The sequence below is a fragment of the Vreelandella neptunia genome, from assembly GCF_000712975.1.
Classification (GTDB): Bacteria; Pseudomonadota; Gammaproteobacteria; order Pseudomonadales; family Halomonadaceae; genus Vreelandella; species Vreelandella qaidamensis.
Genome location: NZ_JHQL01000005.1, coordinates 190,701 through 213,538, shown reverse-complemented (window position 1 = coordinate 213,538; position 22,838 = coordinate 190,701). Strand labels below are relative to the sequence as shown.

The following is a 22,838-nucleotide window of genomic DNA, read 5'->3' as shown; positions in this document are numbered from 1 at the left end:
CAGCCGTCCTTCGGGGCGGCTGAATTTATGATAAGCCACGCAAGATACCGCCGGATGGCCGCATGGCAGATGACGATAGCGATCAGGAAAAAACAGAAGAGGCCACGCCCCGACGCTTAGACAAAGCGCGTGAGGAAGGTCAAGTCCCCCGGTCTCGGGAACTGGCGACCTTTTTGCTGCTATTAGGCGGCGTCATTGGACTATGGAGCATGGGACAAATGCTCTATGACCAGTTAGGCATGGTGATGGAGCAGGCTTTCTTATTCGAGCGTCGTCACGCCATGGAGAGCATGCCGATGCTGGTTAATGCGTTGGATCTAGGCCAGCGCACACTGATTGCAATGCTGCCGCTGTTCTTACTGTTGACAGTGATTGCGCTGGTCGCCCCCGCCCTATTGGGAGGATGGTTAGTTTCCGCAAAGTCGATGCAGCCTAAACTGTCAAAGTTAAATCCAATTAAAGGGTTAAAGCGTATTTTTTCGACGCAGGCATTGATTGAGTTAGCCAAGGCGATTGCCAAATCAATTCTGGTCGGCGGCATTGCGTCAGCATTTCTGTATGCCAACCTCGGCAAATTTATGGGGCTAATGAATCAGCCCATCCAACAAGCGTTGGCCACGGCATTGAATATGTCGGCCCTTGCTGCGGGTCTGATCGTTTTGTCGTTAATTGTGGTTATTCTGATTGACGTGCCATTTCAGCTTTGGAGCAATGCGAAAAAGCTGCGTATGAGCAAGGAAGAGGTTAAGCGAGAGCACAAAGAGTCGGAAGGCGATCCCCACGTTAAAGGCCGTATTCGCCAGCAGCAGCAAGCCATGGCGAGGGGACGAATGATGAGCAAAGTGCCTGACGCCGACGTTATCATCACCAACCCTACCCACTATGCGGTGGCCCTGAAGTATCAGGAAGGTAGCATGGGTGCGCCGCGGATGGTGGCCAAAGGGGCCGATGCAGTGGCCGCGCGTATCCGTGAAATAGGGCGAGAGGCTGGTGTGCCGCTATTGGAAGCAGCGCCCTTAGCGCGTGCCCTGTATCATCACGTGGACTTAGACGCTGAAGTGCCTGCAGAGCTATATACTGCGGTTGCTGAAGTGATGGCCTGGGCCTACCGCCTGAAACAGGTTGCACAACAAGGAGGCGAGGTGCCCCCAACCCCAGACAACTTACCGGTTCCCCCCGACATGGAACGTTACAAGCGGGACACCGGTGGCAGTGAGGCGCAATCATGAAAGGCTTAACCCAATTGATCAATCAGCGCGATTGGATGGGCGATGTGCGCATGAAGTTGCTCGCAGGGCCGCTGCTGATTTTGATGATTTTGGGCATGATGATTCTGCCCTTGCCGCCCTTTGCGCTCGATTTGCTGTTCACGTTTAATATCGCGCTGGCCATTATGGTGTTACTGGTCAGTATGTTTGCGCAAAAACCGCTCGATTTTGCGGCATTTCCTGCTGTTCTCTTGTTCACAACACTCTTACGTCTATCGCTTAATGTAGCGTCGACTCGTGTCGTACTTATGGAAGGCCACGAAGGGGGCGATGCGGCCGGTAAGGTGATTGAGGCGTTTGGTACTTTCCTGGTCGGCGGGAATTTCGCCGTTGGCCTGGTGGTCTTTTTGATCCTTGTGATCATCAACTTCATGGTTATTACCAAGGGCGCTGGGCGTATTGCCGAAGTAGGGGCGCGCTTTATGCTGGATGCGATGCCCGGTAAGCAGATGGCCATTGATGCGGACCTCAACGCCGGTTTAATCGGCGAAGAAGATGCTAAAAAGCGCCGCGCTGAGGTCGCTCAAGAGGCCGATTTCTACGGCTCTATGGACGGTGCCAGTAAGTTTGTGCGTGGTGATGCCATGGCCGGTTTGGTCATTATGGTGGTCAATATTATCGGCGGGTTATTGATCGGCATGATGCAGCACGATATGGGCTTTGCGGATGCAGCGCGTACCTATACGTTATTAACTATTGGTGATGGCCTGGTGGCCCAGATACCTGCGCTAGTTATCTCTACCGCCGCGGGTGTCACTGTCTCGCGCGTCAATACTGATCAAGATGTTGGCCAGCAAATGATCAGCCAGTTGTTCGTAAACCCACAGGTCATGATCTTGTCTGCTATGGTGATGGGGCTGTTAGGTTTGGTACCCGGTATGCCGAACCTAGTATTTCTTATTTTCACAGCGCTGCTGGGGGGATTAGCGTGGTTCCTCATTCGCCAAAAAGAGCAGGCACTAGTAAAAGAAGAAATAACGGCCACACCGCTTCCCCAACAGGAAACCCCAGAAGCCAGCTGGGAGGATGTGCAACTGGTTGACACGCTAGGCCTTGAAGTAGGGCACCGTCTTATTCCCTTGGTGGATTCCCGCCAGAAAGGAGAGCTACTCGGGCGTATAAAAAGTGTGCGTAAGAAATTTGCTCAAGAAGTTGGTTTCTTGCCGCCAGTAGTGCATATACGCGATAACTTGGAGCTACCGCCTAATACCTACGTCCTTTCTATGAAGGGGGCCGAAATCGGGCGAGCAGAAGCGCAGCCAGGCAAGTGGTTAGCAATCGATCCAGGCCAGGTTTCTGGGAAACTGCAGGGCACGCCTACTCAAGATCCAGCCTTTGGTTTGCCTGCTGTTTGGATTGATGCCAATCAGCGTGAACATGCCCAGGTGTACGGCTACACCGTCGTAGATGCTAGCACGGTGATTGCCACTCACTTAAACCACCTGCTCCATCGTCATTCGCCTGAAATGCTGGGGCGTCAAGAAGTACAAAAACTGCTCGACAAGCTGGGGGAAGATCAAAAATCGCTCGTCGAAGAGGTCGTACCCAAAGCTATTTCGCTCACCGTGCTGCAACGCATTTTGCAAAACTTGCTGGATGAAGATGTCTCGATTCGTGATATGCGTTCCGTGCTAGATACCCTGGCAGAGCATGCAGGACAGCAGAAAGACGCCAATGAGCTGACCGCCTTAGTGCGCATTGCCTTGGGTCGAGCAATTACCCAACAGTGGTTTGCTGGCCAGGAAATGCTCAACGTGATGGGACTAGATGCTCAGTTAGAGCAAGTGCTGATGCAGGCAATGAACGGTAATGGTGCGATGGAGCCAGGACTTGCTGATACGCTAATGACCCAGGCGCAGCAAGCACTAGAGCGTCATGAAGGTAGCGGTGAAGCGCCGGTGCTGGTGGTGCAGCACTCGCTGCGTGCTGTTTTATCGCGTTTCTTACGTCGTCGTATGCGTCATTTGGTAGTAATGTCCCAGGCGGAAGTGCCAGATGACCGCACGTTGCGAGTCACCACGGTAGTCGGAGGGCGGACATGAGAGTGATACATAGCATTGGTTTTAAGCCATCAAATAGAGGCACAGATAAAGCATGAGCGTAAGACGGTTTGTTGGAGCAAACAGTCGTGATGTGATGCGCCAAGTGCGTGAAGCATTGGGCGAGGACGCTTTAATTGTGGCCAATCGTCGTACCGAGGGCGGTGTTGAAATTTTGGCGATGGCAGATGAAGCCGTCGATCATTTCGAGCCTTCCCCCTCAGCGCTCCCACCGTCTACTTCTGTTTCTCAGGTGGCATTCCCACCACGCGATTCTGATCCGCTTCAAGTGATGAGTGAGCGCTTACTGCGTGAGATGCAGGAGATGCGTGAGCTGCTTTCTCAGCGGCAGCCAGCTGCCGAGCTGCCTGCTACAGAGGGTTACATCGCCCCTCAAGCTCGATTACGCCAGCAGCTGTTGAACATTGGTTTTAGCGAAGAGCTAAGTGACGAAGTGCTCGCTGAACTGCCAGCGGCACTGGCTCAGCCAGAGGCTGATAGCACGCTTGTTATGGCATGGCTTCGTGACCAGCTAATGGCGCGATTGCCTGTATTAAAAGAGGAGAACGGCTTTTTTGATCAGGCGGGTATTGTGGCGCTGGTGGGGCCAACGGGGGTGGGTAAAACGACTACCACGGCTAAGTTAGCAGCACGTTTTGTGATGCGCCATGGGACGCGTCCCGTGGCGCTTGTCACCACCGACAGCTTCCGCATTGGTGCCCACGAGCAGCTGCGAATCTATGCCCGGTTGCTTGATACCCCCATGTACGCCTTAGATACCGAACAACCGATAGATGAGCTAGTAGGTCGTTTGCAAGGTAAGCAATGGGTGATTATCGACACCGTTGGTATGAGCCAGCGGGACCAGCGTGTGATTGAGCAAATTGCTCAGTTGCAAGGCGGGAAAGCCTCCGTGCGATTAGTGCTGTTGCTGAATGCCGCCAGCCAGCCTGAAACGCTGGAAGAGGTCGTATTGCGCTATCGCCAAGCGGCGCGGGCAGCAGGCGCTGAGTTAGATGATTGTATTATTACCAAGCAGGACGAAGCCGGACGTTTAGCGCCCGTGCTTGATATCGTCATGCGCCATGGCATGCGCGTGCTATTCGGTTCTTACGGACAGCAGGTTCCTGAGGATATGGCGGTTGCTGACCCTGCTGCATTAATTGACCAAGCGCTTACCGCTCATCCAAACCAAGGGAAAGAGTCACGCAGCTTCCCTGCTGCAGGGAATTCAATGGGTGCTCAGTCGGTAACTTTGCCACGCTGGTCCCGCGACGTGCTTGGCCAAGGCCGACGCCTTAGCTCTGTACTGACGCGGCTACGTGACAGGGTGGTCGGCTTCTCAGCGTTAGAGTCTGTCTGGGATATCGCCTCTTTGCCTGGCGTGCTGCAAGATAAACGTCTCGATGCGCTATTAGTAAGCGTGCCTTGTGCGGGAAAGGGGCTAGGCATGGCATGGTTTCCCCGCCGAAACGAACGCGGCTGTGACTGGACGATGCCTGATGTCGGAATAGATGCAGACGGTGGTTGGCTTGCGTTAACCAGCTTGCAGCATCGTCAACCAGCGGGTTGGCACACACGGCTGTTACACCAGGGTGAAGCGATGGGAGCGGCAGTACATTTGCTACCTGTATTCCCTGACCCTACCACGTTAGCGTGGCTAGAAGACCAACACCTGACTTGGATCACACTAGTAACGGCTGCCCAGCGGGTATACTGTCAGGGCGAACGTTATACCCAGCGCCAGCTATTCACAGATAGCCCGCTTTCACATCACACTGATCTGCGCTTTCGTGGCCAAACGATGCAGCTATGGGGTACTTATATCAAGGTGGAAGATGCCGCTGGCACTCCGCTATTGGCATGGGTTGGTGATGTTCGTGATCCGGAAAATGGCAAACGTATCGCGCGTCGTTACTGGCTAACGCCTGCCCGATTAGGCGCAGACGTACTTTCGCTGCTGGTTATCCAGCTTCAAAGCGAAGGGTTATCGAGCCTAACCAAACGTGCTTGGCAGCAGTTGAAAGAGGCGGATAACGGTGAGGTAAGTACCGAAGTGCGCTTGTTGATGGCCAGTGGTATCGCTGCAACAGTGGGGCACCTAGATGCTGCTAGCGATGAGGCGTCGGTAGCGCTGCGTTCCGATCTATTAAGACTACTGGGCACCGCGCGCAAACGGCGCGATACAGCGATGTTAGATGCGCTTGTCCACGCGTTTATGGCGCGTGATGCTATTCGCCAACTTAGCAGCGTTAGCCGAGAGGGGCTGGTATGAGCGCCGACGATCAGGCGGCGGGCCTTCGCAAGTGGGCAGATTTACAGCGCCAGCAGCGCCAAGTGCCATCAGTAGAGGGCGAACCTGCTGGGGGCGAGCCTGTGGAAGAGAAGTTGGCGGTTGAGCCACGGGAGAATACGACAGATCATATAATGTCGCCGTTAATCGCTGCGCCAACGCCAACGCCAACGCCAACGCCAACGCCAACGCCAACGCCAACGCCAACGCCAGTTCCGCAAAAGCCGCTTATTGTGGTTGGTCTGCTTAACGGTGGAGAGCAGCAGGTGGCAAAAGTAAAAGGTCGCTTGGCGCAGTGGTCGGTATTAGGCCGTCGCTGGGCTGGTGATCCGGATGATTGGGACATTCGCATCGTTAATGCTGAAGCCGACGACCTTAGCCAACTGAAAGCTCGCTACTCGCGCTGGGCCTTGTGGATTAATAGCGATGCTGATGCCTTCGCACAGATGTATCGTGTTCTTCGACACGTGCATGAAAACGGTGGTCCAAGGCAGTTGTTAGCATTGCATGAGCCTCATTTGTCGCGCAGAGGCCTGCTCGATAACTTACGAGAAGCAGCCCGTTACTATCTGGATATAGAGCTTTTACTGCTTGCGCGATAACGCTAGCCTGACGCAATGTGGCCGCGTCTTAACTGCGGTATCCAGTGCTTTTATAAGGAATAACAATGCACCTGCCTACCAGTTTCAAGAAGCACCGCCGCAACACACATGTGACGCAAGAAGTTTTCACCTAATGATTTGTTTCAAAAATGCTAGCCCAAAAAATGTTAGCTTTAAAATCGGCTGGTTAGCCGTTGGCCCAACGCCCGCTCGACTGCTCAAAAGCATAGCGATGGTGGCACTAAGCGTTGTCAGCGGAAGTGTCTATGCCGCGACTGGAAGTTGGAGTACAGAGGTACCCAGCGTGTTTGTCACGATGAGTGACCGCGCAATCAGTAGCCAGCCTATTGAACCACCAACGGAGGCACAGGTAGAAGGTGCTGTGATAGGGCGTATTCATTGGCGCTTTCAAATGCCAGCCAATACGCCAGTGAATGCGTGGCTATGTCATCCTGAACAGTGCGTTCCCTTAACGGCAATGCGGGGGATGACTTCAGCATTAGCCGGTAAACAGGTGGATGGGCCGCTGCACTTTCGTTTCTCATTAGCACCGGGCCAGCGACCAGTGCGAGTGCAGAAATTGCAAGTGATCGTGAACTACCAGTGAACAGTGTTTAGCCGTGAGGCATCAGGATGTATACAGCACAAGGCAGGATTAAACAGAGCGAGCTGTTAACTCAATACATGCCACTGGTAAGGCGTCAGGCCTTAACGCTGCAGGTAAGATTACCCGCGAGTATTGAGTTAGATGATCTTATTCAGGCGGGCATGGTGGGTTTATTAGAAGCGTTGGGGCGTTTTGATGCTTCCCAGGGGGCAACATTTGCCACGTTTGCAAGCCAGCGTATTCGCGGCGCTATGATGGATGAGTTGCGCACGCGTGACTGGTTGCCTCGTAGCGTCCGTCGCTCTGCTAGGGCCGTCGATAATACAGTGAGACGCCTTGAACAGCAGTTAGGACGCCCGCCAGAAGAGAGCGAAATTGCGCGGGATTTAGCAATGCCTCTGAATGAGTATCAACAATTACTCAATGATACTAATAGTGGTCAATTACTGCCCTTTGAAGAGCTAGTGGCCGAAGGGAGTGAGCCAGCAAAAGAAGATGCAAACAATTTGCCCTTCGATCAGCTGTTAGACCACCAGCAGCGCCAGTCGTTAATTGATGCTATTGAGGCGTTGCCCGAGCGCGAAAAGCTGTTAATGGCGCTGTATTACCAAGAAGAACTGAACCTTAAAGAAGTGGGAGCAGTACTGGGCGTGACTGAGTCTCGCGTCTCCCAGCTCCACAGCCAAGCAATTAGCAGGCTTCGTGCTCGTTTGTATGATGCCGCCTAAGACCTATTTAAATCGCTAATAACCGGCGAGGAGCCGTTGATGAATCCATCTACGTTGATCGGCATTTTTGCCAGCATGGTATTGCTAGTAAGCGTGCTGTTTTTTACCGCAGAGTCACCTGAGAGTTTTCTTAATTTACCGGGGTTAGCCATTGTAGTGACGGGTACCTTGGCAGCGACCTTTATCAGTTATCCACTGAAGGAAGTGCTCCGTGTAGTGCGCTTAGTAGGCCTAGTCTTTCGGCGTGAAAATACCTATGTGCGCGATGACATTAACGAGCTGGTTTCCATGGCGCGGCTATGGTTTAAAGGAGATGTCAGGGCGGTTGAAAAGGAGCTAGAGCATACTCGAAACCCCTTTTTGCGCACCGGCATTCAATTAGTAATTGCGAATACAAAAGAAGACGAAATTTTCGATATGTTGCGCTGGCGCATCGCACGATTAAAAGCGCGAGAGCATGCTGAGGCGCAGATATTTCGTACCATGGCCACCTACGCGCCCGCCTTCGGTATGATTGGCACATTGGTGGGGTTGGTCAATATGCTGGAAGTAATGGATGCGGGAGATCTTGATGTTATTGGCCCGCGTATGGCAGTAGCCCTGCTGACAACGTTCTATGGTATTTTGCTGGCTAACCTAGTGTTCAAGCCTATTGCCGTCAAGCTAGAGCGGCGAACGGAAGAGCGACTCATCACCATGAACATGGTGTTGGAAGGCATTTCCCTGATTACCAAACGACGCCTACCCTCATTTATTGAAGAAACGCTTAACTCCTTTATCGTCAATTATCATGACGAAATTCGCGATGCCACGGTAAAGCCGCGACCAACGGCTAGCCCTGCGGCAAAAGGATAGCGCGATGCTTGATCGGGATTCACGGCATGCATTAGAGCTACCCCCTGTTTCCGGTGAAGGAGATGAAAGCTGGCTTACCAGCTACCTAGACGTGTTGACGCTGTTAATCACGCTGTTTGTGTTGCTGCTTGCCTTAACGCCACCGGGCGGTGGCGAAGCCTCTGATAATGACCGGATGCGCTCAGCCACTGCTATTACCTCGCTTCCATTGGCCAGCTTGGCAACGGGTATCCATCCTCGCTACAGCGGACTAAAGCCACAGATGGCAGATGTTAATATCCCAGGGGTAAGTGTCTCTCAGGGACAAGAAGGTGTTACGCTGCGCATTGACGATAGTTTGCTTTTTCCTAGTGGAGACGCTGTATTAACGCCACAAGGGCAAGATGTGTTAGAAAGCCTTCTGACTGTATTAGATTCCTTTGATGGTCAAATTTCGGTAGAAGGCCATACGGATAACATTCCTATTGCCACATCGCGTTTCCCCTCAAACTGGGAACTGTCGGTAGGGCGTGCGATTGCCGTTGTCCGTCACCTTGAGCGTCAGGGAGTGGCTGTTTCACGCATGCGGGCAGTCGGCTATGCCGATACCCAACCCATGGAAAGTAACGCAACGCTGGAAGGCAGGTCTGCCAACCGGCGCGTTGAGTTGTTGCTACGGCAGCAGGCTGAGGGGTAAATAGATTTCTTGAGGCTATTTTTGTGTCGAAGCATCATCCGCTACTGCAGGCGTTCGGCGCCTTACTGGTTCTCGACGCTGATAGTCGACGCATCCAGGCCGTTAGTAGCAATTTGTCATCGCTGTTAAATATACCTATCCCTGACGTGCGTACCCAAACGTTAACGAGCGTGCTGGGTAAGCGTTTAAGCCAGCGCGTACGCTATGAACTACAGGGAAAGCAGCGCTTGTCCGGGCCGCTGACGTTTAAATGCCCCACCCGCTCTCAGCGTTTTCAACTCCATGCTTACCGTTCAGGGATGCATGTGGTGATTGAGATAGAACCTCTTCACACGTTAGGCAAACAGCGTTTACTCGGCACGGTGAATGAACGCTTGATGCGCCTAGCGGAAGCCACCCATCAAGAAGAGTTGCTCGACTATCTAGTGATGGCTGTGCAGGAGCTAACGGGGCATGACCGGGTGTCAGTGTGCCATTTCGATAGTGATTGGCATGGCTTAATTGTCGCGGAATCGTTGGCGACAGGCAGTGTTAAACCGGGTAGCGTTAGTCCAGGTAGAGAAGTGCCACTAGGCCGCTTACCTGCCTTGCTGGGTCAGCGTTTTCCCGCCAAGGACTTTCCGGTTGCGCTGCGGCGTGCCTACGAGCGACATCCGGTACGGCTTATTCAAGACGTTGCAGCACCCTGTGAGCACTTGCTGCCAAGGGGAGCCGTCGTAGACCTGAGTGATTGCTTCTTACGTGCTCCTGCTCCTGAACGGCAGCAGTATTTGCAGCGCCTAGGGGTACGCGGTGCGCTAAGCGTTGCTATGCAGGGCGATACTGGCCTGTGGGGCCTGCTATTCTGCCATTCGGCATCTGCCTATCCGGTAACACCCCCGGTACGCGATGCAGTGCGCACCTTAGTACAAATGGCTACACAACGGTTGTTGTTACTGAGAGCCCGCCAGGAAGCACGCTATTTGCAGCGGGTACAAGATAGCTTGGTGCTTTCATCTAATAATCGGTTAAAGCCACAGAGTCCTTATCAGCTATTTACGGAACACGCGGAGACATGGCAATCGCTCTTTCGTGCCCATGGCGTTGCACTGTGGGTAAAAGGCAGTGTCTATCAAGCAGGCAATACGCCTAAGCCTGAGGCCATTAGCCAGCTAGTGACGCGGATTGAAAAAGCACATGTCCATAGTGGTCCGTGGTGCACCCAAGAGACCGCTAAAGAGCCATTAACGTCCTCATTAGGCATGTCAGAGCAAAGTGGTGTGTTGGCAGTGCCGTTGCCTACTGACCCTTCTCAGCGTGGCTGGCTGATATTTTTTCGTCCTGAGCAAGTAGAAACCCTTTACTGGGCAATGCAGCCCCCTTCAGCGCCACTGACACCAATGATGATGCTGCCTTCTGCTGCATGGTGCGAAGAAGTCACGGGTAAAAGCGAAGCGTGGCAGCGGGTGGAACGTTTGGCTGCAATGGATCTAGGCGAAGATTTAACGCTGGCTATTTCCGCTTACGAAATTAGTACGCTTAACATGCACTTAGAGCGTGAGCGTAAGGCGCTGGCAGACGCAAATCAACGCTTAGAACAGCTGGCGCACTTTGACCCACTCACTCAAGTGTGGAACCGCTACCGCATTGAGCAAGCCATTGATGCGGAGCTGGTGGCGGCAAAGCGTTATGGAGCGGCGTTCGCCCTGCTATTATTCGATGTTGATCATTTTAAGCAGATTAATGACACTCTTGGCCACAGTGTGGGTGATGATGTGTTGATATCGTTGGCGCGCATGGTGGAAAGCTCCCTACGCGGCTGTGACCACTTAGGGCGCTGGGGCGGTGAAGAGTTTGTGGTGTTGGCAACCCACTCCAGTATGGACGCTGCTGAGGGGCTTGCAGAACGTTTACGTAGCCTAGTAGCCACACTTCAGGTAACAGGTTTGAACCAACCGATGACGGTCAGCATTGGTGTTGCCGTATGGCAACCCGATGATAGTTGTAAAACAATCATCGCCCGGGCCGATGCTGCGATGTACCGTGCTAAACGTAATGGTCGTAATCGTGTTGAAATTGCTGAAAAAAATGTGCAATAACAAGCAGCTTTGTTGATTGTCTGCACATGTGTTAATTATCAGCAGAGCTGCATAAGTGCTGCATTCTGTCGATGGCCTCATCTGCACCATCAAGGTTAAAGGTCATATACCACGGATCTCTATCTTGTTGGTCAAAGCCGAGAAACAGCTGCTCGCCTTGGCTCATTTGCGCCATCAGTGTGGGTAAGTCGTTCAGGTAGAAGTGTGCATAAAACCCATCATCCCCACGCTCGGTAATAAATTCCGCCATGGTGTCTATGATCGGCGTGTCATCTACCCGGATTCTGGTGGGCACTAAGTTTACCGCGCGGCTTTCGCCCTGCTGCTTATCCAAGGTAACGCGCATTTCCAACCACGGTAAGTCGCATACCCCCTGGGTTGCGTTAAGGCTTAGCGTGGCATCCGAATAACTATGGGTTTCCACGGCGCGAAAATGCCGTTCATCTCCTAATGAGAGCATCATTGATTGCCAGTGACCATGGGGCTGTATCGCGTCACTATTAAACGTGGCCGCAACACCAGACACGGCGGTACTGAGCAAGGTGGCGCTAAAGGCCGCTAACGCAAAAGGCTTTAAAGTAGGCATAAGGGTGGCATCGCACAAGAAAAATATTAGCCTATCGTTTGTTGAAGATAAGCAAAAGGTAACGCGCTGATTTTCCTATATGTAGTAGTCGTTAACAATAAGAGTGCCGCATATAGTGTGAAGTCATGTCTATACTTCATAGCCACAGGCCGTATAATCGCAGCGTTTTGAGCGCTATATTCACCCCGTCGTGAAGGAGTTTCGCAAGATGAGCACCGCAACAAAGGCTATGAAAACCTCGAATGACGTCCCGCTACAGGTTCCCTCAAAAGATATCTGGGACGCTAAATATCGATTAAAAGATCGCCATAGCCAGCCTGTTGACCAGGATGTGGATGCCACCTTTGAACGGGTCGCGCGAGCGCTTGCGGCGGTTGAAGGAGACAAGGCCAATGAATGGCTGCCAAAATTTCGTTGGGCATTAGAAAATGGTGCCATTCCCGCTGGGCGTATTCTTTCCAACGCCGGTGCTGAAGCCTACAAACCTGCCGTTAGTCTAATTAACTGTACAGTCTCACGCACTATTCGTGATTCTATGCGCGATATCCTCGACTCGGTCGTTGATGCAGGCATGACGCTAAAGTCGGGTGCTGGTATTGGCTACGACTTTTCGACCCTGCGCCATAAAGGGGCGTTTGTGTTTGGCGCGGGTGCCGGTACTAACGGGCCGCTAGCGTTTATGGATATCTACGACAAGATGTGCTTCACCGTGGCATCGGCCGGAGGCCGGCGGGGTGCTCAGATGGGCACTTTTGACGTTGGTCATCCTGATGTTCGTGAGTTTATTCAAGCGAAGCGGGAAGCTGGTCGTTTGCGTCAGTTCAACCTAAGTCTATTGATTACCGACGAATTTATGGAAGCGGTGAAGCATAATGCCGACTGGCCGCTAGCGTTTCCATTACACCCGGGCGAAAAAGACGATGTAAAAGCTGGTGATCTGATTTACCGCGATTGGCCCGTTATAGAAGAAGGCTATACGGTAGATGATGAAGGTCGCGTGGCTTGCCGTGTGGTTGAGGTCATTAAGGCCCGTGAGCTGTGGGACACCATTATGTCCTCGACATATGACTACGCCGAACCTGGGTTTATTTTGATTGATCAGGTCAATCGCATGAACAATAACTGGTTCTGCGAAGATATTCGCGCGACCAACCCGTGTGGCGAGCAACCGCTGCCGCCAGAAGGGGCTTGTCTGCTGGGTTCGGTTAACCTGACCAAATTTGTGATTGAGCCGTTTAGCGACAAGCCGCGCTTTGACTGGGAACGCTACCGTGAAGTGGTCGCTATTTTTACCCGCATGCTCGATAACGTGGTAGAAATCGCTGGCCTGCCACTGCCGCAGCAGCAGCGCGAAATTGAAGCCAAACGCCGCCACGGTATGGGCTTTTTGGGACTGGGTTCGACGATGACCATGCTCAAAATTCCCTATGGCTCTCAAGCATCACTGGCCTTTACCGAAGAAGTAAGCCGTCATCTTGCGCTGGAAGGCTGGAAGCAAGCGTTTGAACTCTCTAAAGAAAAAGGCATGGCTCCGGTGCTTGAGCAAGAGCACACGATTACACCGAAGATGATGCGTGAGCGCCCTCAGCTAGCGGCTGATGGCTATGAAGTGGGCGATAAAGTCCCAGGACGTATCCTGCATGCTCGCTATAGCCAGTACATGGCTAAAGTTGCCGAGCTAGCGCCTGAGTTAGTTGCGCAGCTGGCGGAACATGGCGCGCGCTTTACTCACCACAGCTCTATTGCGCCCACTGGTACCATTTCGCTGTCGATGGGGAATAATGCCTCTAACGGCATTGAACCCTCGTTCTCACACCGTTATTTCCGCAATATCATTCAATCGGGAAAGAAAACCAAAGAGCAGGTCGAGGTTGTTTCGTTCGAACTAGCTGCTTATCGCCACTTTATTGCCGCCGATGCAGTGGAAAGCGACTTGCCCGACTACTTTATTACCGCTGATTCAGTGACCCCTGAGCAGCACGTGGCTGTCCAGGCGGCGGCACAGCAGTGGATTGATTCTGCCATCTCCAAAACAGTCAACGTGCCGACGGAGTTCCCGTTCGAGAAATTCCAGGATCTCTACCTACAGGCTTATGAGAGTCGCCTGAAAGGCTGCACCACCTTCCGCTTTAATCCAGAAGCGTTCCAGGGCGTGCTGGTGCGTGAAGATGACTTGAAAAACACTACCTATGTGTTTGAGCTGGAAAATGGCGAAACTATAGAGCTAGCCGGCGATGAAACAGTGGTCTACGACGGTGAAGAGCATAACGCCGCGAACCTGTTTGATGCCTTAAAAGAGGGCACCTACGGCAAATGGTAACGATGGGATGCGCTTTGTTAAGAACATTGCCCAATACCTTTTGCTAAGTGGAGAACATCATGGCTGTAGAAATTACTTCAAAAATAGTTGGTTACCGTATTAAGCAGCAGGAGCAGGCAGCCCCTGCCCCTGAACTTCCGGAAGAAGATCCGCTGACGGTAAGGATACCCTCGCGCCCAGAAGGAACGCTCGAAGCAGTATCTGAAAAGATCTCTTATGTAGGTGCAGAAGGGCGTAAAAAAGTTTATCTGCTAGTCTCGTTTATGCCGGTAGAAGGCGTGGTGGGTGGCCGACGGGTGGTGATTGAGCGTCCGGTTGAGTTCTTTTTCCCATCAGGGCAGCTTTCCAGTGAGCACCAGTGGATTACGGCGACCATGCGTAGTCTTTCCCTGGCGGCGCGTGGGGGGTACGTCACCCAGGCGGTGGCTGATCTGCGCAAAGTTGCGTGGGATAAAGGGTTGGTGCGCTGTGGAATGAACCGCTGGAACAAGCCCATGTTCCACGATTCAGAAGTAGCGGCAATTGCCTGGTCGATCCAGCAAATTCTCTATCGGCGCGGTTTCTTGGACCAAGATGGCAATCAAGTGCCGGTAGAGACACTGGTAGCGCGCTATGCGCACCGTTTGCAGCATGGCCATGCTTGGCAACCGCCGGTAGATGAACCAGAAAGCCACGTTGGTGCGGTTGAACCGATTGGCGGTGCCACTGAGACAGAGAACACCGCAAAAAAGCCTGAAGGCAGTGGCCCAGCTACCGTGGGTACCTGCCCTGAGTGTCGTGGTGACCTCATTATGATGGATGGCTGTCCAACCTGTTATGCCGGTTGTGGCTGGTCTAAATGCGGCTAAGCTAGGCTCACTAAGTCGAACATTAACAAAACCGCCGCGTGGCTTTTCAGGTCATGCGGCGGAGTTCGTTTAGATGAGGGAGCACGGCGTTTGATTTAGGCACTAAGTAGCGGTCTGACATTATCCGTCAGGTAGCAGTCATCGAATTCACCTTCGGCAGCTAACGCTTTTAAGTCGGGAATTGTGACGTGATGGCGGTCACGGTATACCAAGCCATCTTCACTTAATGCACTGAACGTTCGGCTCACATGAACAGGGCTTAAACCTAGAATATCGGCTAACTGTTCTTGGGAGAGTGGTAGGCGGAACTGACCGCCAATGTCCTTATTGGTTTGGCGTAAGCGTAGGTACATTTCATGAAGGAAGTGGGCCATTTTCTGTCTAGCGCTACGTCTTGCTAAGTTAACCAATCGCTCGGTTAGCAGGGCCTGCTGGCGACTGCCAATGGCAAACATCACCGACGTGAGTGTCAGTGACTGCCTAAACAGGTCTAGCATGCGCTTATGGGGAAAGTGGCAGACTACGCCATCGGTAATCATGCGGACGTTTTCCAGTCGCTTAGAAAACGCAAACTCTCGCAATCCGATGATATCGCCAGGTAGAAATACTTCCAGAATTTGACGGTCGCCGTTTTCCAGGTGGCGATAAGAATAAGCCCAGCCACTGCGCAGGGTGCAGAACTCATTCGCGGGTGAGTCCACTTCCCATAGCAGCGCCCCCGCTTTTATATCGGTAGGGCTCTCTTCCAATTCGTTCAACAGCGCTTTTTCTTCTTCGGTTAGCGAGCAATAGTGACTGAAGTGCTTAATAATGCAGCTTTTATCCTGATCCACAGCTTCCTTCTCCTAAAAGGTTAGCAACGAAGGCTGCTTTGCTAGTAAATATAAACAGAGACAGCCAATGTTGCTTGCTCTTTTCGTAACGCTGGTTTTCTCTGTTGTTAGGGTTCGCTAGTTTTTATGTTCCCAGGTAAGGCGTGCTTGCCCTGGGAGCGGTGTTAGGATGTCTTTTTGGCACGATTGCCGCGTTTGAGCAGTGGGGCAAGGAAGCGACCTGTGTGCGATACGTCCTGTTTGGCAATCTGTTCTGGCGTTCCTTCGGCAATAATTTGCCCACCGCCAGAGCCACCTTCTGGGCCTAGATCAATAATCCAGTCCGCTGTTTTGATCACATCCAGGTTGTGCTCAATGACCACAATGGTGTTGCCGTGGTCACGCAGGCGGTGGAGTACCGTGAGAAGCTGGCGGATATCCTCAAAATGCAGCCCGGTGGTGGGCTCATCTAGAATATAAAGCGTTTTACCCGTATCACGTTTGGCTAACTCACGGGCCAGTTTGACACGCTGCGCTTCACCACCAGAAAGGGTGGTGGCACTTTGCCCTAGGCGGATATAGGAGAGGCCCACATCCAACAACGTCTGCAACCGACGAGCAATAGCAGGCACTGGGCTGAAGAATTCCAGGGCGTCCTCTACCGTCATGGCCAGCACTTCGTGAATCGTTTTGCCTTTGTAGTGGATATCCAGCGTTTCGCGGTTATAGCGCTTGCCTTTACACACATCGCAGGGCACATAAATATCCGGTAGGAAGTGCATCTCTACCTTGATCATGCCTTCGCCCTGGCATGCTTCGCAGCGGCCGCCTTTAACGTTAAAGCTGAACCGGCCTGGCTTATAGCCCCGGGAACGCGCTTCCTGGGTGCCAGCAAATAATTCTCGAATCGGCGTGAAGATACCAGTGTAAGTGGCTGGGTTTGAACGCGGCGTGCGGCCGATAGGGCTTTGATCGATATCGATCACTTTATCAAGCTGGTCCAGCCCTTCGATTTTTTGATAAGGCGCGGGGGTGAGCGTGGTCGCACGGTTTAGCTCACGGGCGGCGATGGGCATTAGGGTGCCGTTAATTAACGTTGATTTACCCGAGCCTGACACGCCGGTGATGGCGATAAATAGTCCGAGCGGAAGGCTAAGGGTGACGTCTTGCAAGTTATTGCCGGTCGCGCCGCGTACCACTAACTGTTTTTCAGGATTACCAGGAATGCGATAGGGGGGAATGGCAATTTCCCGTGTTCCCGATAAGTACTGGCCCGTCAGTGAGTTGGGATTGTCCATCACATCTTGAGGCGTACCCTGGGCAACGATTTCACCACCATGGACACCGGCTCCTGGGCCAATATCCAGGACATGGTCAGCCGCGCGGATCGCATCTTCATCATGCTCGACGACAATCACCGTATTGCCTAAATCCCGCAGGCGCTCCAAGGTTTTCAATAAGCGATCGTTATCCCGCTGGTGAAGACCAATAGAGGGCTCGTCAAGAATGTACATGACGCCTACTAGCCCCGCGCCAATTTGACTGGCGAGACGGATACGCTGGGCTTCGCCCCCCGAAAGCGTGTCAGCACTGCGCTCCAGGTTCAGGTAGTCGAGCCCTACATTAACCAAAAACTCTAGACGGGCATGGATTTCGTTAACGATTTTATCGGCAATTTCGCCTTTGCGGCCCGGTAGGGAAAGCTCGGCAAAGTAGCGCCACGCTTCGCCAATCGGTAAATGCACTATATCGGCAATGTTATGATCATCGACAAATACATGGCGTGACTCTTTGCGCAGCCGCGAGCCACCACAGGTGGCGCAGGGCTGCACGGCGATGTACTTAGCCAGATCGTCACGCACCATGTTGGATTCGGTTTCCCGGTAGCGACGTTGCATGTTGGGAAGCACACCCTCAAAAGCGTGCTCGCGCGTCACTTTTCGACCCCGGTCACCCACATACACAAAGGGAATCTGTTCGCTGCCACTGCCGTTTAAAATAATTTCACGCTCATGACTGGCAAGCTCGAGCCACGGCGTTTCAAGCTCAAACTGGTAATGTTTGGCGAGCGCTTGCAGTTGGGTAAAGTAATAAATGTTGCGCCGATCCCAGCCTTTAATCACACCTTCTGCTAGCGATAGTTCGGGATGGCTGATCAACTTATCAGGATCAAAATATTGCTGAACACCTAAGCCGTCACAGGTAGGGCAGGCTCCAGCGGGGTTGTTGAACGAAAACATCCGCGGTTCAAGCTCAGAAAGCGAATAGCCGCACACTGGGCAGGCAAAACGTGCTGAGAAGGCGAGGTCTTCCTGCTCGCCATCCATAAAGTGGATCATTGCCGTGCCGTCAGCGAGGTTGATGGCAGTTTCAAACGATTCTGCTAGGCGCTGGGCAATATCATCGCGCACTTTAAAGCGGTCAACCACGACGCTGATATCATGTTTTTTGCGCTTATCGAGCGGGGCAATATCGTCAAGTTCTAGCACCTGTCCATCAATCTGAACCCTGACGAAGCCTTGAGCCCGCAGTTCTGCCAGTAGCTGTAGATGCTCACCTTTACGACCTCTCACCACCGGCGCCAAAAGCATTAATTTGGTGCCTTCGGCCAGGTTCATGACCTGGTCGACCATCTGGGAAATGGTTTGCGCTTCCAGTTCTTCGCCGTGCTCTGGGCAACGAGGTGTTCCTGCTCTGGCAAACAGTAGGCGCAGGTAGTCGTAAATCTCGGTAATTGTGCCGACGGTAGAGCGGGGGTTGTGGGAAGTGGATTTCTGCTCAATAGAGATCGCAGGCGAAAGCCCTTCGATGTGATCCACATCGGGCTTCTCCATCATCGAAAGGAACTGACGCGCATAGGTGGAAAGCGACTCCACATAGCGTCGTTGCCCCTCAGCGTAGAGCGTATCGAACGCCAACGACGACTTACCCGAGCCGGAAAGGCCAGTTATCACGATAAGTTTGTCGCGGGGCAGCTCCACATCGATCTGCTTGAGGTTGTGGGTGCGTGCACCCCTGACCAGAATGCTGTCCATCAACACCTCGAATCGCGTGGCAAAAGTACAATTATACGTTTGCAGTACCCTTCCCGGCAAAACTCCATATCGATAGGCGGCTGCGCTTAGCGTTTCCAGCGTTGATACAAAGCGTTAGAATGGACGGTTATCTCGGGCTGTTCGGCCTCTTTATTGAGCACAAGGGTATTATGCGCAAGGTTTCCGCACTGCTGCTGGCCACTGAACGCCGTGCAATCAGCGGCTTAGCCGGGCTCTATGCGTCTCGTATGCTGGGGTTGTTTATGGTGTTGCCGGTGTTGGCGCTTTATGCCGACACCTTAAGTGGCACGACCCCTCTGTTAATAGGGGTCGCACTGGGTATCTATGGGTTAACCCAGGCAATGTTACAGATACCCTTTGGTCTGCTTTCAGATCGTATTGGTCGTAAGCGCGTCATTGCCATGGGCTTACTGATTTTCGCCGCAGGCAGCGTGGTCGCTGCCATGGCAGACTCCATAGGCGGGGTTATTGTGGGTCGTGCGCTACAGGGCTGTGGCGCCGTTGCCGCAGCAATTATGGCACTACTGGCAGACCAAACTCGCGAGCAGGTGCGTACGGCGGCGATGGCCACGATTGGGCTCTCCATTGGCGTGTCATTTGCTGTTGCTATGGTTCTTGGGCCGTGGCTGGCGGCGTGGGCGGGCCTGGCGGGGGTTTTTTGGTTTACGGCTCTGTTAACGCTCGTCGGCTTAGTGGTGCTGTGGCGGTGGGTGCCTCCCGCACCTCGCCGTTTGCGCCACCGCGATGTGGGGATGGATCGCCAGCAGTTTAAAAGCGTTATTACACGCCCAGATTTATGGCGGCTAGATCTGTCGATTTTTTCGCTGCATCTGGTGTTAATGGCGATTTTTGTGGCGGTGCCGTTTCGGCTGTTAAATGCAGGGGTCGCCATCGAGTATCACGGACTGGCTTACCTGGCGATTATGGCGCTGTCGTTTATTGCTATGGTGCCGCTGGTGATCGTGGCAGAGAAACGCCGACGCATGAAAGTAATGTGCTTGCTGGCCATCAGCGCTATCGTGATTAGTTTGGGCAGCCTTGGCCTGCCATTCTCCCAAGAGAGCTGGCTGTTTGCATGGCTATTTGTTTTTTTTACAGGATTTAACTTGCTCGAAGCCACGCTGCCATCAATGCTCAGTAAGCTGGCACCCGCGGGAGCCAAAGGCACGGCGATGGGGGTTTACTCTACCAGCCAGTTTTTAGGCGCCTTTTTAGGAGGCACGCTGGGGGGCTTGTTGTCGAATCTTTGGGGACTCGATGCAGTGTTTTTCGGCTGTGCAGGGCTAGCGCTGCTGTGGTGGCTGGCAATGTTACGTATGCCGTCGCCACCGCCTCTCTCTAGCGAAGTCGTTGCATTGCATGATACTCAGCCTGATGCATTAAATCTGTTGATGGAACATCTGGCGGATGTCGTTGGTGTAGAAGACGTGATGGTGGTGCCGGAAGAGCGCTTGATGTACCTAAAAGTGAATCGCCAAGAGCTTGATCAGGCAGCGCTGACGAGGTTGTTATCACCACCTAAAACGTAACCCGTGTAGGGTGTTTTTATTCTTCGCTACCGCAAACGTTTAAGCACCTAGGCTTTGGGTAGCTACCGACGCTTTTATACACATTTGCTGTATGGCATCGAGGCCTAGCAGCCGTATCAGTGATACCCTTGACAGCACTGATAGTGATAGATGACCGATTATTGAAAGGAGCGAGCTATGGCGCGCGGTATTAACAAAGTGATTTTGATTGGTAACTTGGGCCAAGACCCTGAGGTACGGTTTACACCTTCGGGAACGGCGGTGGCAAACTTGAATTTGGCAACCTCTGATACTTGGATGGATCGCCAGAGTGGCCAGCGTCAAGAGCGTACCGAATGGCACCGCATTGTGTTGTTCAATAAAACTGCTGAGATTGCCCAGCAGTACTTGAAAAAGGGTTCTAAGGTGTACATTGAAGGTCGCCTGCAAACCCGAAAATGGCAAGACCAAAATGGCCAGGATCGCTACAGTACGGAAATCGTAGCTAACGATATGCAAATGCTCGATAGCCGTGGCGGTGATTTCCAGGGTGGCGGCGCTCCTCAGGGGGGGTACGCGCAAAATAACCCTGGGCAAGGTGCTCCTGCTCAGCAGCACCCGGCTCCTCAGAACCAGCAAGGTGGCGGTATGCCTCAGCAGGGTGGTTATCCTCCCCAAGGCGGTGCACCCCAAGGTAACTATGGTGGAGCTGCTCAGCAGCCTGCACGCGGGCCGCAGCAAAATCAGCCAGCCCCTGCTAACCAAAACAGCAATTATGGTGCCCCTGATCCTGGCAACTTTGATGATTTTGACGATGAAATTCCCTTCTGATCGCCTAGTCTGACTAGTTTTTCATAACCCTGGGTACGCCTCGTCCTAGGGTTCGATGAGGGGGGAGGGCTGTCTTGAAGCTGCTGATACTAGATGCAGGGCACTGTTTGAGTTTGGCATTAGCCCGAGAAGCCAGTCGTCGAACAGACACTGAGCTTGTTATTGAGCAAGGCAACACAATTACATCCACTCAACTCCAGGCGATAGCACCTGACGCGGTCGTTATTCCGCCGTTGGCACATCCGCTTAGTATGGCACCTGCCGATGTGACAGCTCACGCTGATGCTGTAGATGCCTGTATGGATGCTTGTCAGGCTCAAGGAATTGCCTTGGTATGGTGTGTTTCCGACCAGCTTTATGAAGACGGGTTTGAAATACCTATCGATGAGCATGTCGTGCCTGCTCCTCGAGATGAAAGTCTGCGCCGCTTAGTGCAAGCAGGCGACCGGATACGTGCTGAGTATCATCGACATTTAATTGTTCGTTTAGGCCCCTTGTTTGCACTGGAAGGCAGCCATGCGTGGCTAAATGAAATAATCGATAGCTTGATGATAGGACAACCCGCTCGTGCAGCGGAGGACGTCATTTTTTGCCCAACGTCCGCTGACGCCGTTGCCATGGCATTAATCGGTATGTTGCAGCAGCAAGTTTGCGGAGCAGATGCCTGGGGGGCTTACCACTTGGCGGGCACCGAGCCGGTGAGTGCATTTACGTTTACCTCAATGGTGCGTACTCAACTAGCAACCCATTTGGAAGGGCGTGGCGAGAGTGTGACGCTTGGCGATGTACAGGCACTCAACCATCACCATGATGCCAAGCTGCGCCGGGTATTAAATTGTCGACGTGTACTTGATGTGTTTGGCGTACATCAAAAACCGTGGCGGCTTGAGGTAGGACGCATGCTAGACGCTTGGTGCTTAACGCGTGATCAACAGCAAGGTGACGAAACAGGAGAGCTGGCTTGATCAATTTGGTACGCAGCTTGGTTTTTTACGCGGGATATTTTTCTGCCATGCTGTTGATTGGCATCCTTTTTTTGCCAATTGCGCCGTTTTTGCCGTTGGCTGCCCGTTATCGCTTATTGAACCTCTATAACCATTTTTTGATGATGTGGTTTAAAGTGGCTTGCGGTGTTCGTTATGACATTCAGGGGCGCGAGAATATTCCTTCTGGCCCTTGTGTGATTCAAGCGAATCATCAGTGTGAGTGGGAAACGGTGTTTCTGCAGGTTATGAAACCACCCGTTTGTACGGTGTTAAAGCAAGAGCTCCTGCGTCTACCCATTTTTGGCTGGGGGTTACGCCTATTGCGGCCAATTAGTCTAGATCGCTCGAAACCTGCCCGCGCGATGAAACAGGTACTAACGCAAGGTGTCGCGCGACTGGGGACAGGGCTATCGGTGCTTATTTTTCCAGAGGGAACGCGGGTCGATCCAGGGGTCCGAAAGCGCTACAACAAGAGTGGTAGCGTAGTGGCCTGCCGAGCAGGCGTGCCGGTGCTGCCAGTGGCACATAATGCTGGTGAGCGCTGGCCTGGCCGTCATTGGGTAAAGCGTCCTGGCGTTCTGAGAGTGCGTATCGGAGCACCTATAGAGACCGCAGGCCGTACGCCAGACGAAGTGTTAGTCGATGTTGAAGCCTGGATTGAAGGCCAGCTGCAAGAGATTTCAGAAGTGCCTCGGCCGATCTCTCGTTAAGCCATTTTTGCGCTAAATAACCTCATGCTTAACAT

Annotated in this window: 18 protein-coding genes; 15 read left to right on the top strand and 3 right to left on the bottom strand. The window is 52.9% G+C overall.

Annotation, left to right across the window (positions count from 1 at the left end; all coding sequences use genetic code 11):
- Positions 1 to 62: 62 nt before the first annotated feature.
- From flhB to CR46_RS0115450, 9 genes are all read left to right on the top strand, one after another.
- On the top strand, positions 63 to 1,229 hold the full coding sequence (flhB, locus tag CR46_RS0115490) for a flagellar biosynthesis protein FlhB (protein WP_030074260.1): 1,167 nt from the start codon (positions 63 to 65) through the stop codon (positions 1,227 to 1,229).
- Positions 1,226 to 3,310, top strand: coding sequence for a flagellar biosynthesis protein FlhA (gene flhA, locus CR46_RS0115485; protein WP_030074259.1), 2,085 nt, complete (start codon positions 1,226 to 1,228; stop codon positions 3,308 to 3,310). Before flhB ends, flhA begins: the two co-directional genes overlap by 4 nt.
- A 52-nt stretch (positions 3,311 to 3,362) precedes the next feature.
- Complete coding sequence (flhF, locus tag CR46_RS0115480) at positions 3,363 to 5,582, top strand: flagellar biosynthesis GTPase FlhF (protein ID WP_030074258.1); 2,220 nt, start codon at positions 3,363 to 3,365, stop codon at positions 5,580 to 5,582.
- A complete protein-coding gene (locus CR46_RS0115475) occupies positions 5,579 to 6,202 on the top strand; it encodes a hypothetical protein (RefSeq protein WP_030074257.1) in 624 nt (207 codons plus the stop codon). Before flhF ends, CR46_RS0115475 begins: the two co-directional genes overlap by 4 nt.
- A 133-nt stretch (positions 6,203 to 6,335) precedes the next feature.
- Positions 6,336 to 6,809 carry a flagellar protein FlhE gene (locus CR46_RS0115470; protein WP_198023738.1) on the top strand — a complete coding sequence of 158 codons (474 nt, stop codon included), beginning with the start codon at positions 6,336 to 6,338 and terminating at the stop codon, positions 6,807 to 6,809.
- Positions 6,810 to 6,835: 26 nt separating this feature from the next.
- Positions 6,836 to 7,537: an RNA polymerase sigma factor FliA gene (locus CR46_RS0115465; RefSeq protein WP_030074255.1), complete on the top strand. Its 702-nt coding sequence runs from the start codon at positions 6,836 to 6,838 to the stop codon at positions 7,535 to 7,537.
- Positions 7,538 to 7,576: 39 nt separating this feature from the next.
- On the top strand, positions 7,577 to 8,392 hold the full coding sequence (locus CR46_RS0115460; RefSeq protein WP_030074254.1) for a motility protein A: 816 nt from the start codon (positions 7,577 to 7,579) through the stop codon (positions 8,390 to 8,392).
- Positions 8,393 to 8,396: 4 nt separating this feature from the next.
- Positions 8,397 to 9,068, top strand: coding sequence for an OmpA/MotB family protein (locus tag CR46_RS0115455; RefSeq protein ID WP_030074253.1), 672 nt, complete (start codon positions 8,397 to 8,399; stop codon positions 9,066 to 9,068).
- Positions 9,069 to 9,091: 23 nt separating this feature from the next.
- Positions 9,092 to 11,146, top strand: a complete 2,055-nt coding sequence (locus CR46_RS0115450) for a sensor domain-containing diguanylate cyclase (protein ID WP_030074252.1) — start codon at positions 9,092 to 9,094, stop codon at positions 11,144 to 11,146.
- Between the two features lie 31 nt (positions 11,147 to 11,177).
- Here CR46_RS0115450 and CR46_RS0115445 read toward each other — a convergent pair whose 3' ends face one another.
- Positions 11,178 to 11,732: a hypothetical protein gene (locus tag CR46_RS0115445; protein ID WP_035536863.1), complete on the bottom strand. Its 555-nt coding sequence runs from the start codon at positions 11,730 to 11,732 to the stop codon at positions 11,178 to 11,180.
- A gap of 208 nt (positions 11,733 to 11,940) precedes the next feature.
- Here CR46_RS0115445 and CR46_RS0115440 point away from each other — a divergent pair, with 208 nt between their 5' ends.
- On the top strand, positions 11,941 to 14,052 hold the full coding sequence (locus CR46_RS0115440; protein WP_030074250.1) for an adenosylcobalamin-dependent ribonucleoside-diphosphate reductase: 2,112 nt from the start codon (positions 11,941 to 11,943) through the stop codon (positions 14,050 to 14,052).
- Between the two features lie 59 nt (positions 14,053 to 14,111).
- Positions 14,112 to 14,900 carry a hypothetical protein gene (locus CR46_RS0115435; RefSeq protein WP_030074249.1) on the top strand — a complete coding sequence of 263 codons (789 nt, stop codon included), beginning with the start codon at positions 14,112 to 14,114 and terminating at the stop codon, positions 14,898 to 14,900.
- A 95-nt stretch (positions 14,901 to 14,995) separates the two neighbouring features.
- On the opposite strand, the gene CR46_RS0115430 is transcribed toward CR46_RS0115435, so the two are convergent.
- Together CR46_RS0115430 and uvrA are read right to left on the bottom strand one after the other, a co-directional pair.
- Positions 14,996 to 15,733, bottom strand: a complete 738-nt coding sequence (locus tag CR46_RS0115430) for a Crp/Fnr family transcriptional regulator (RefSeq protein WP_030074248.1) — start codon at positions 15,731 to 15,733, stop codon at positions 14,996 to 14,998.
- Positions 15,734 to 15,897: 164 nt separating this feature from the next.
- Positions 15,898 to 18,747, bottom strand: coding sequence for an excinuclease ABC subunit UvrA (uvrA, locus tag CR46_RS0115425; RefSeq protein ID WP_030074247.1), 2,850 nt, complete (start codon positions 18,745 to 18,747; stop codon positions 15,898 to 15,900).
- A gap of 170 nt (positions 18,748 to 18,917) precedes the next feature.
- On the opposite strand from uvrA, the gene CR46_RS0115420 reads away from it, so the two are divergent.
- The 4 genes from CR46_RS0115420 (at position 18,918) to CR46_RS0115405 (ending at position 22,803) form a co-directional block, all read left to right on the top strand.
- On the top strand, positions 18,918 to 20,297 hold the full coding sequence (locus CR46_RS0115420; RefSeq protein WP_030074246.1) for an MFS transporter: 1,380 nt from the start codon (positions 18,918 to 18,920) through the stop codon (positions 20,295 to 20,297).
- A gap of 177 nt (positions 20,298 to 20,474) precedes the next feature.
- A complete protein-coding gene (locus tag CR46_RS0115415) occupies positions 20,475 to 21,107 on the top strand; it encodes a single-stranded DNA-binding protein (RefSeq protein WP_030074245.1) in 633 nt (210 codons plus the stop codon).
- 74 nt (positions 21,108 to 21,181) lie between these two features.
- A complete protein-coding gene (locus CR46_RS0115410; RefSeq protein ID WP_030074244.1) occupies positions 21,182 to 22,072 on the top strand; it encodes a sugar nucleotide-binding protein in 891 nt (296 codons plus the stop codon).
- The gene (locus CR46_RS0115405) at positions 22,069 to 22,803 is read left to right on the top strand and encodes a lysophospholipid acyltransferase family protein (RefSeq protein WP_030074243.1); all 735 of its coding nucleotides are present in this window, start codon (positions 22,069 to 22,071) and stop codon (positions 22,801 to 22,803) included. Before CR46_RS0115410 ends, CR46_RS0115405 begins: the two co-directional genes overlap by 4 nt.
- Positions 22,804 to 22,838 lie beyond the last annotated feature (35 nt).

Bases quoted from the DNA above. Each gene is read 5' to 3' on its own strand.
- flhB (WP_030074260.1), top strand. From the start codon at position 63: ATGGCAGATGACGATAGCGATCAGGAAAAAACAGAAGAGGCCACGCCC.
- flhA (WP_030074259.1), top strand. From the start codon at position 1,226: ATGAAAGGCTTAACCCAATTGATCAATCAGCGCGATTGGATGGGCGAT.
- flhF (WP_030074258.1), top strand. From the start codon at position 3,363: ATGAGCGTAAGACGGTTTGTTGGAGCAAACAGTCGTGATGTGATGCGC.
- CR46_RS0115475 (WP_030074257.1), top strand. From the start codon at position 5,579: ATGAGCGCCGACGATCAGGCGGCGGGCCTTCGCAAGTGGGCAGATTTA.
- CR46_RS0115470 (WP_198023738.1), top strand. From the start codon at position 6,336: ATGATTTGTTTCAAAAATGCTAGCCCAAAAAATGTTAGCTTTAAAATC.
- CR46_RS0115465 (WP_030074255.1), top strand. From the start codon at position 6,836: ATGTATACAGCACAAGGCAGGATTAAACAGAGCGAGCTGTTAACTCAA.
- CR46_RS0115460 (WP_030074254.1), top strand. From the start codon at position 7,577: ATGAATCCATCTACGTTGATCGGCATTTTTGCCAGCATGGTATTGCTA.
- CR46_RS0115455 (WP_030074253.1), top strand. From the start codon at position 8,397: ATGCTTGATCGGGATTCACGGCATGCATTAGAGCTACCCCCTGTTTCC.
- CR46_RS0115445 (WP_035536863.1), bottom strand. From the start codon at position 11,732: ATGCCTACTTTAAAGCCTTTTGCGTTAGCGGCCTTTAGCGCCACCTTG.
- CR46_RS0115440 (WP_030074250.1), top strand. From the start codon at position 11,941: ATGAGCACCGCAACAAAGGCTATGAAAACCTCGAATGACGTCCCGCTA.
- CR46_RS0115435 (WP_030074249.1), top strand. From the start codon at position 14,112: ATGGCTGTAGAAATTACTTCAAAAATAGTTGGTTACCGTATTAAGCAG.
- uvrA (WP_030074247.1), bottom strand. From the start codon at position 18,747: ATGGACAGCATTCTGGTCAGGGGTGCACGCACCCACAACCTCAAGCAG.
- CR46_RS0115420 (WP_030074246.1), top strand. From the start codon at position 18,918: ATGCGCAAGGTTTCCGCACTGCTGCTGGCCACTGAACGCCGTGCAATC.
- CR46_RS0115415 (WP_030074245.1), top strand. From the start codon at position 20,475: ATGGCGCGCGGTATTAACAAAGTGATTTTGATTGGTAACTTGGGCCAA.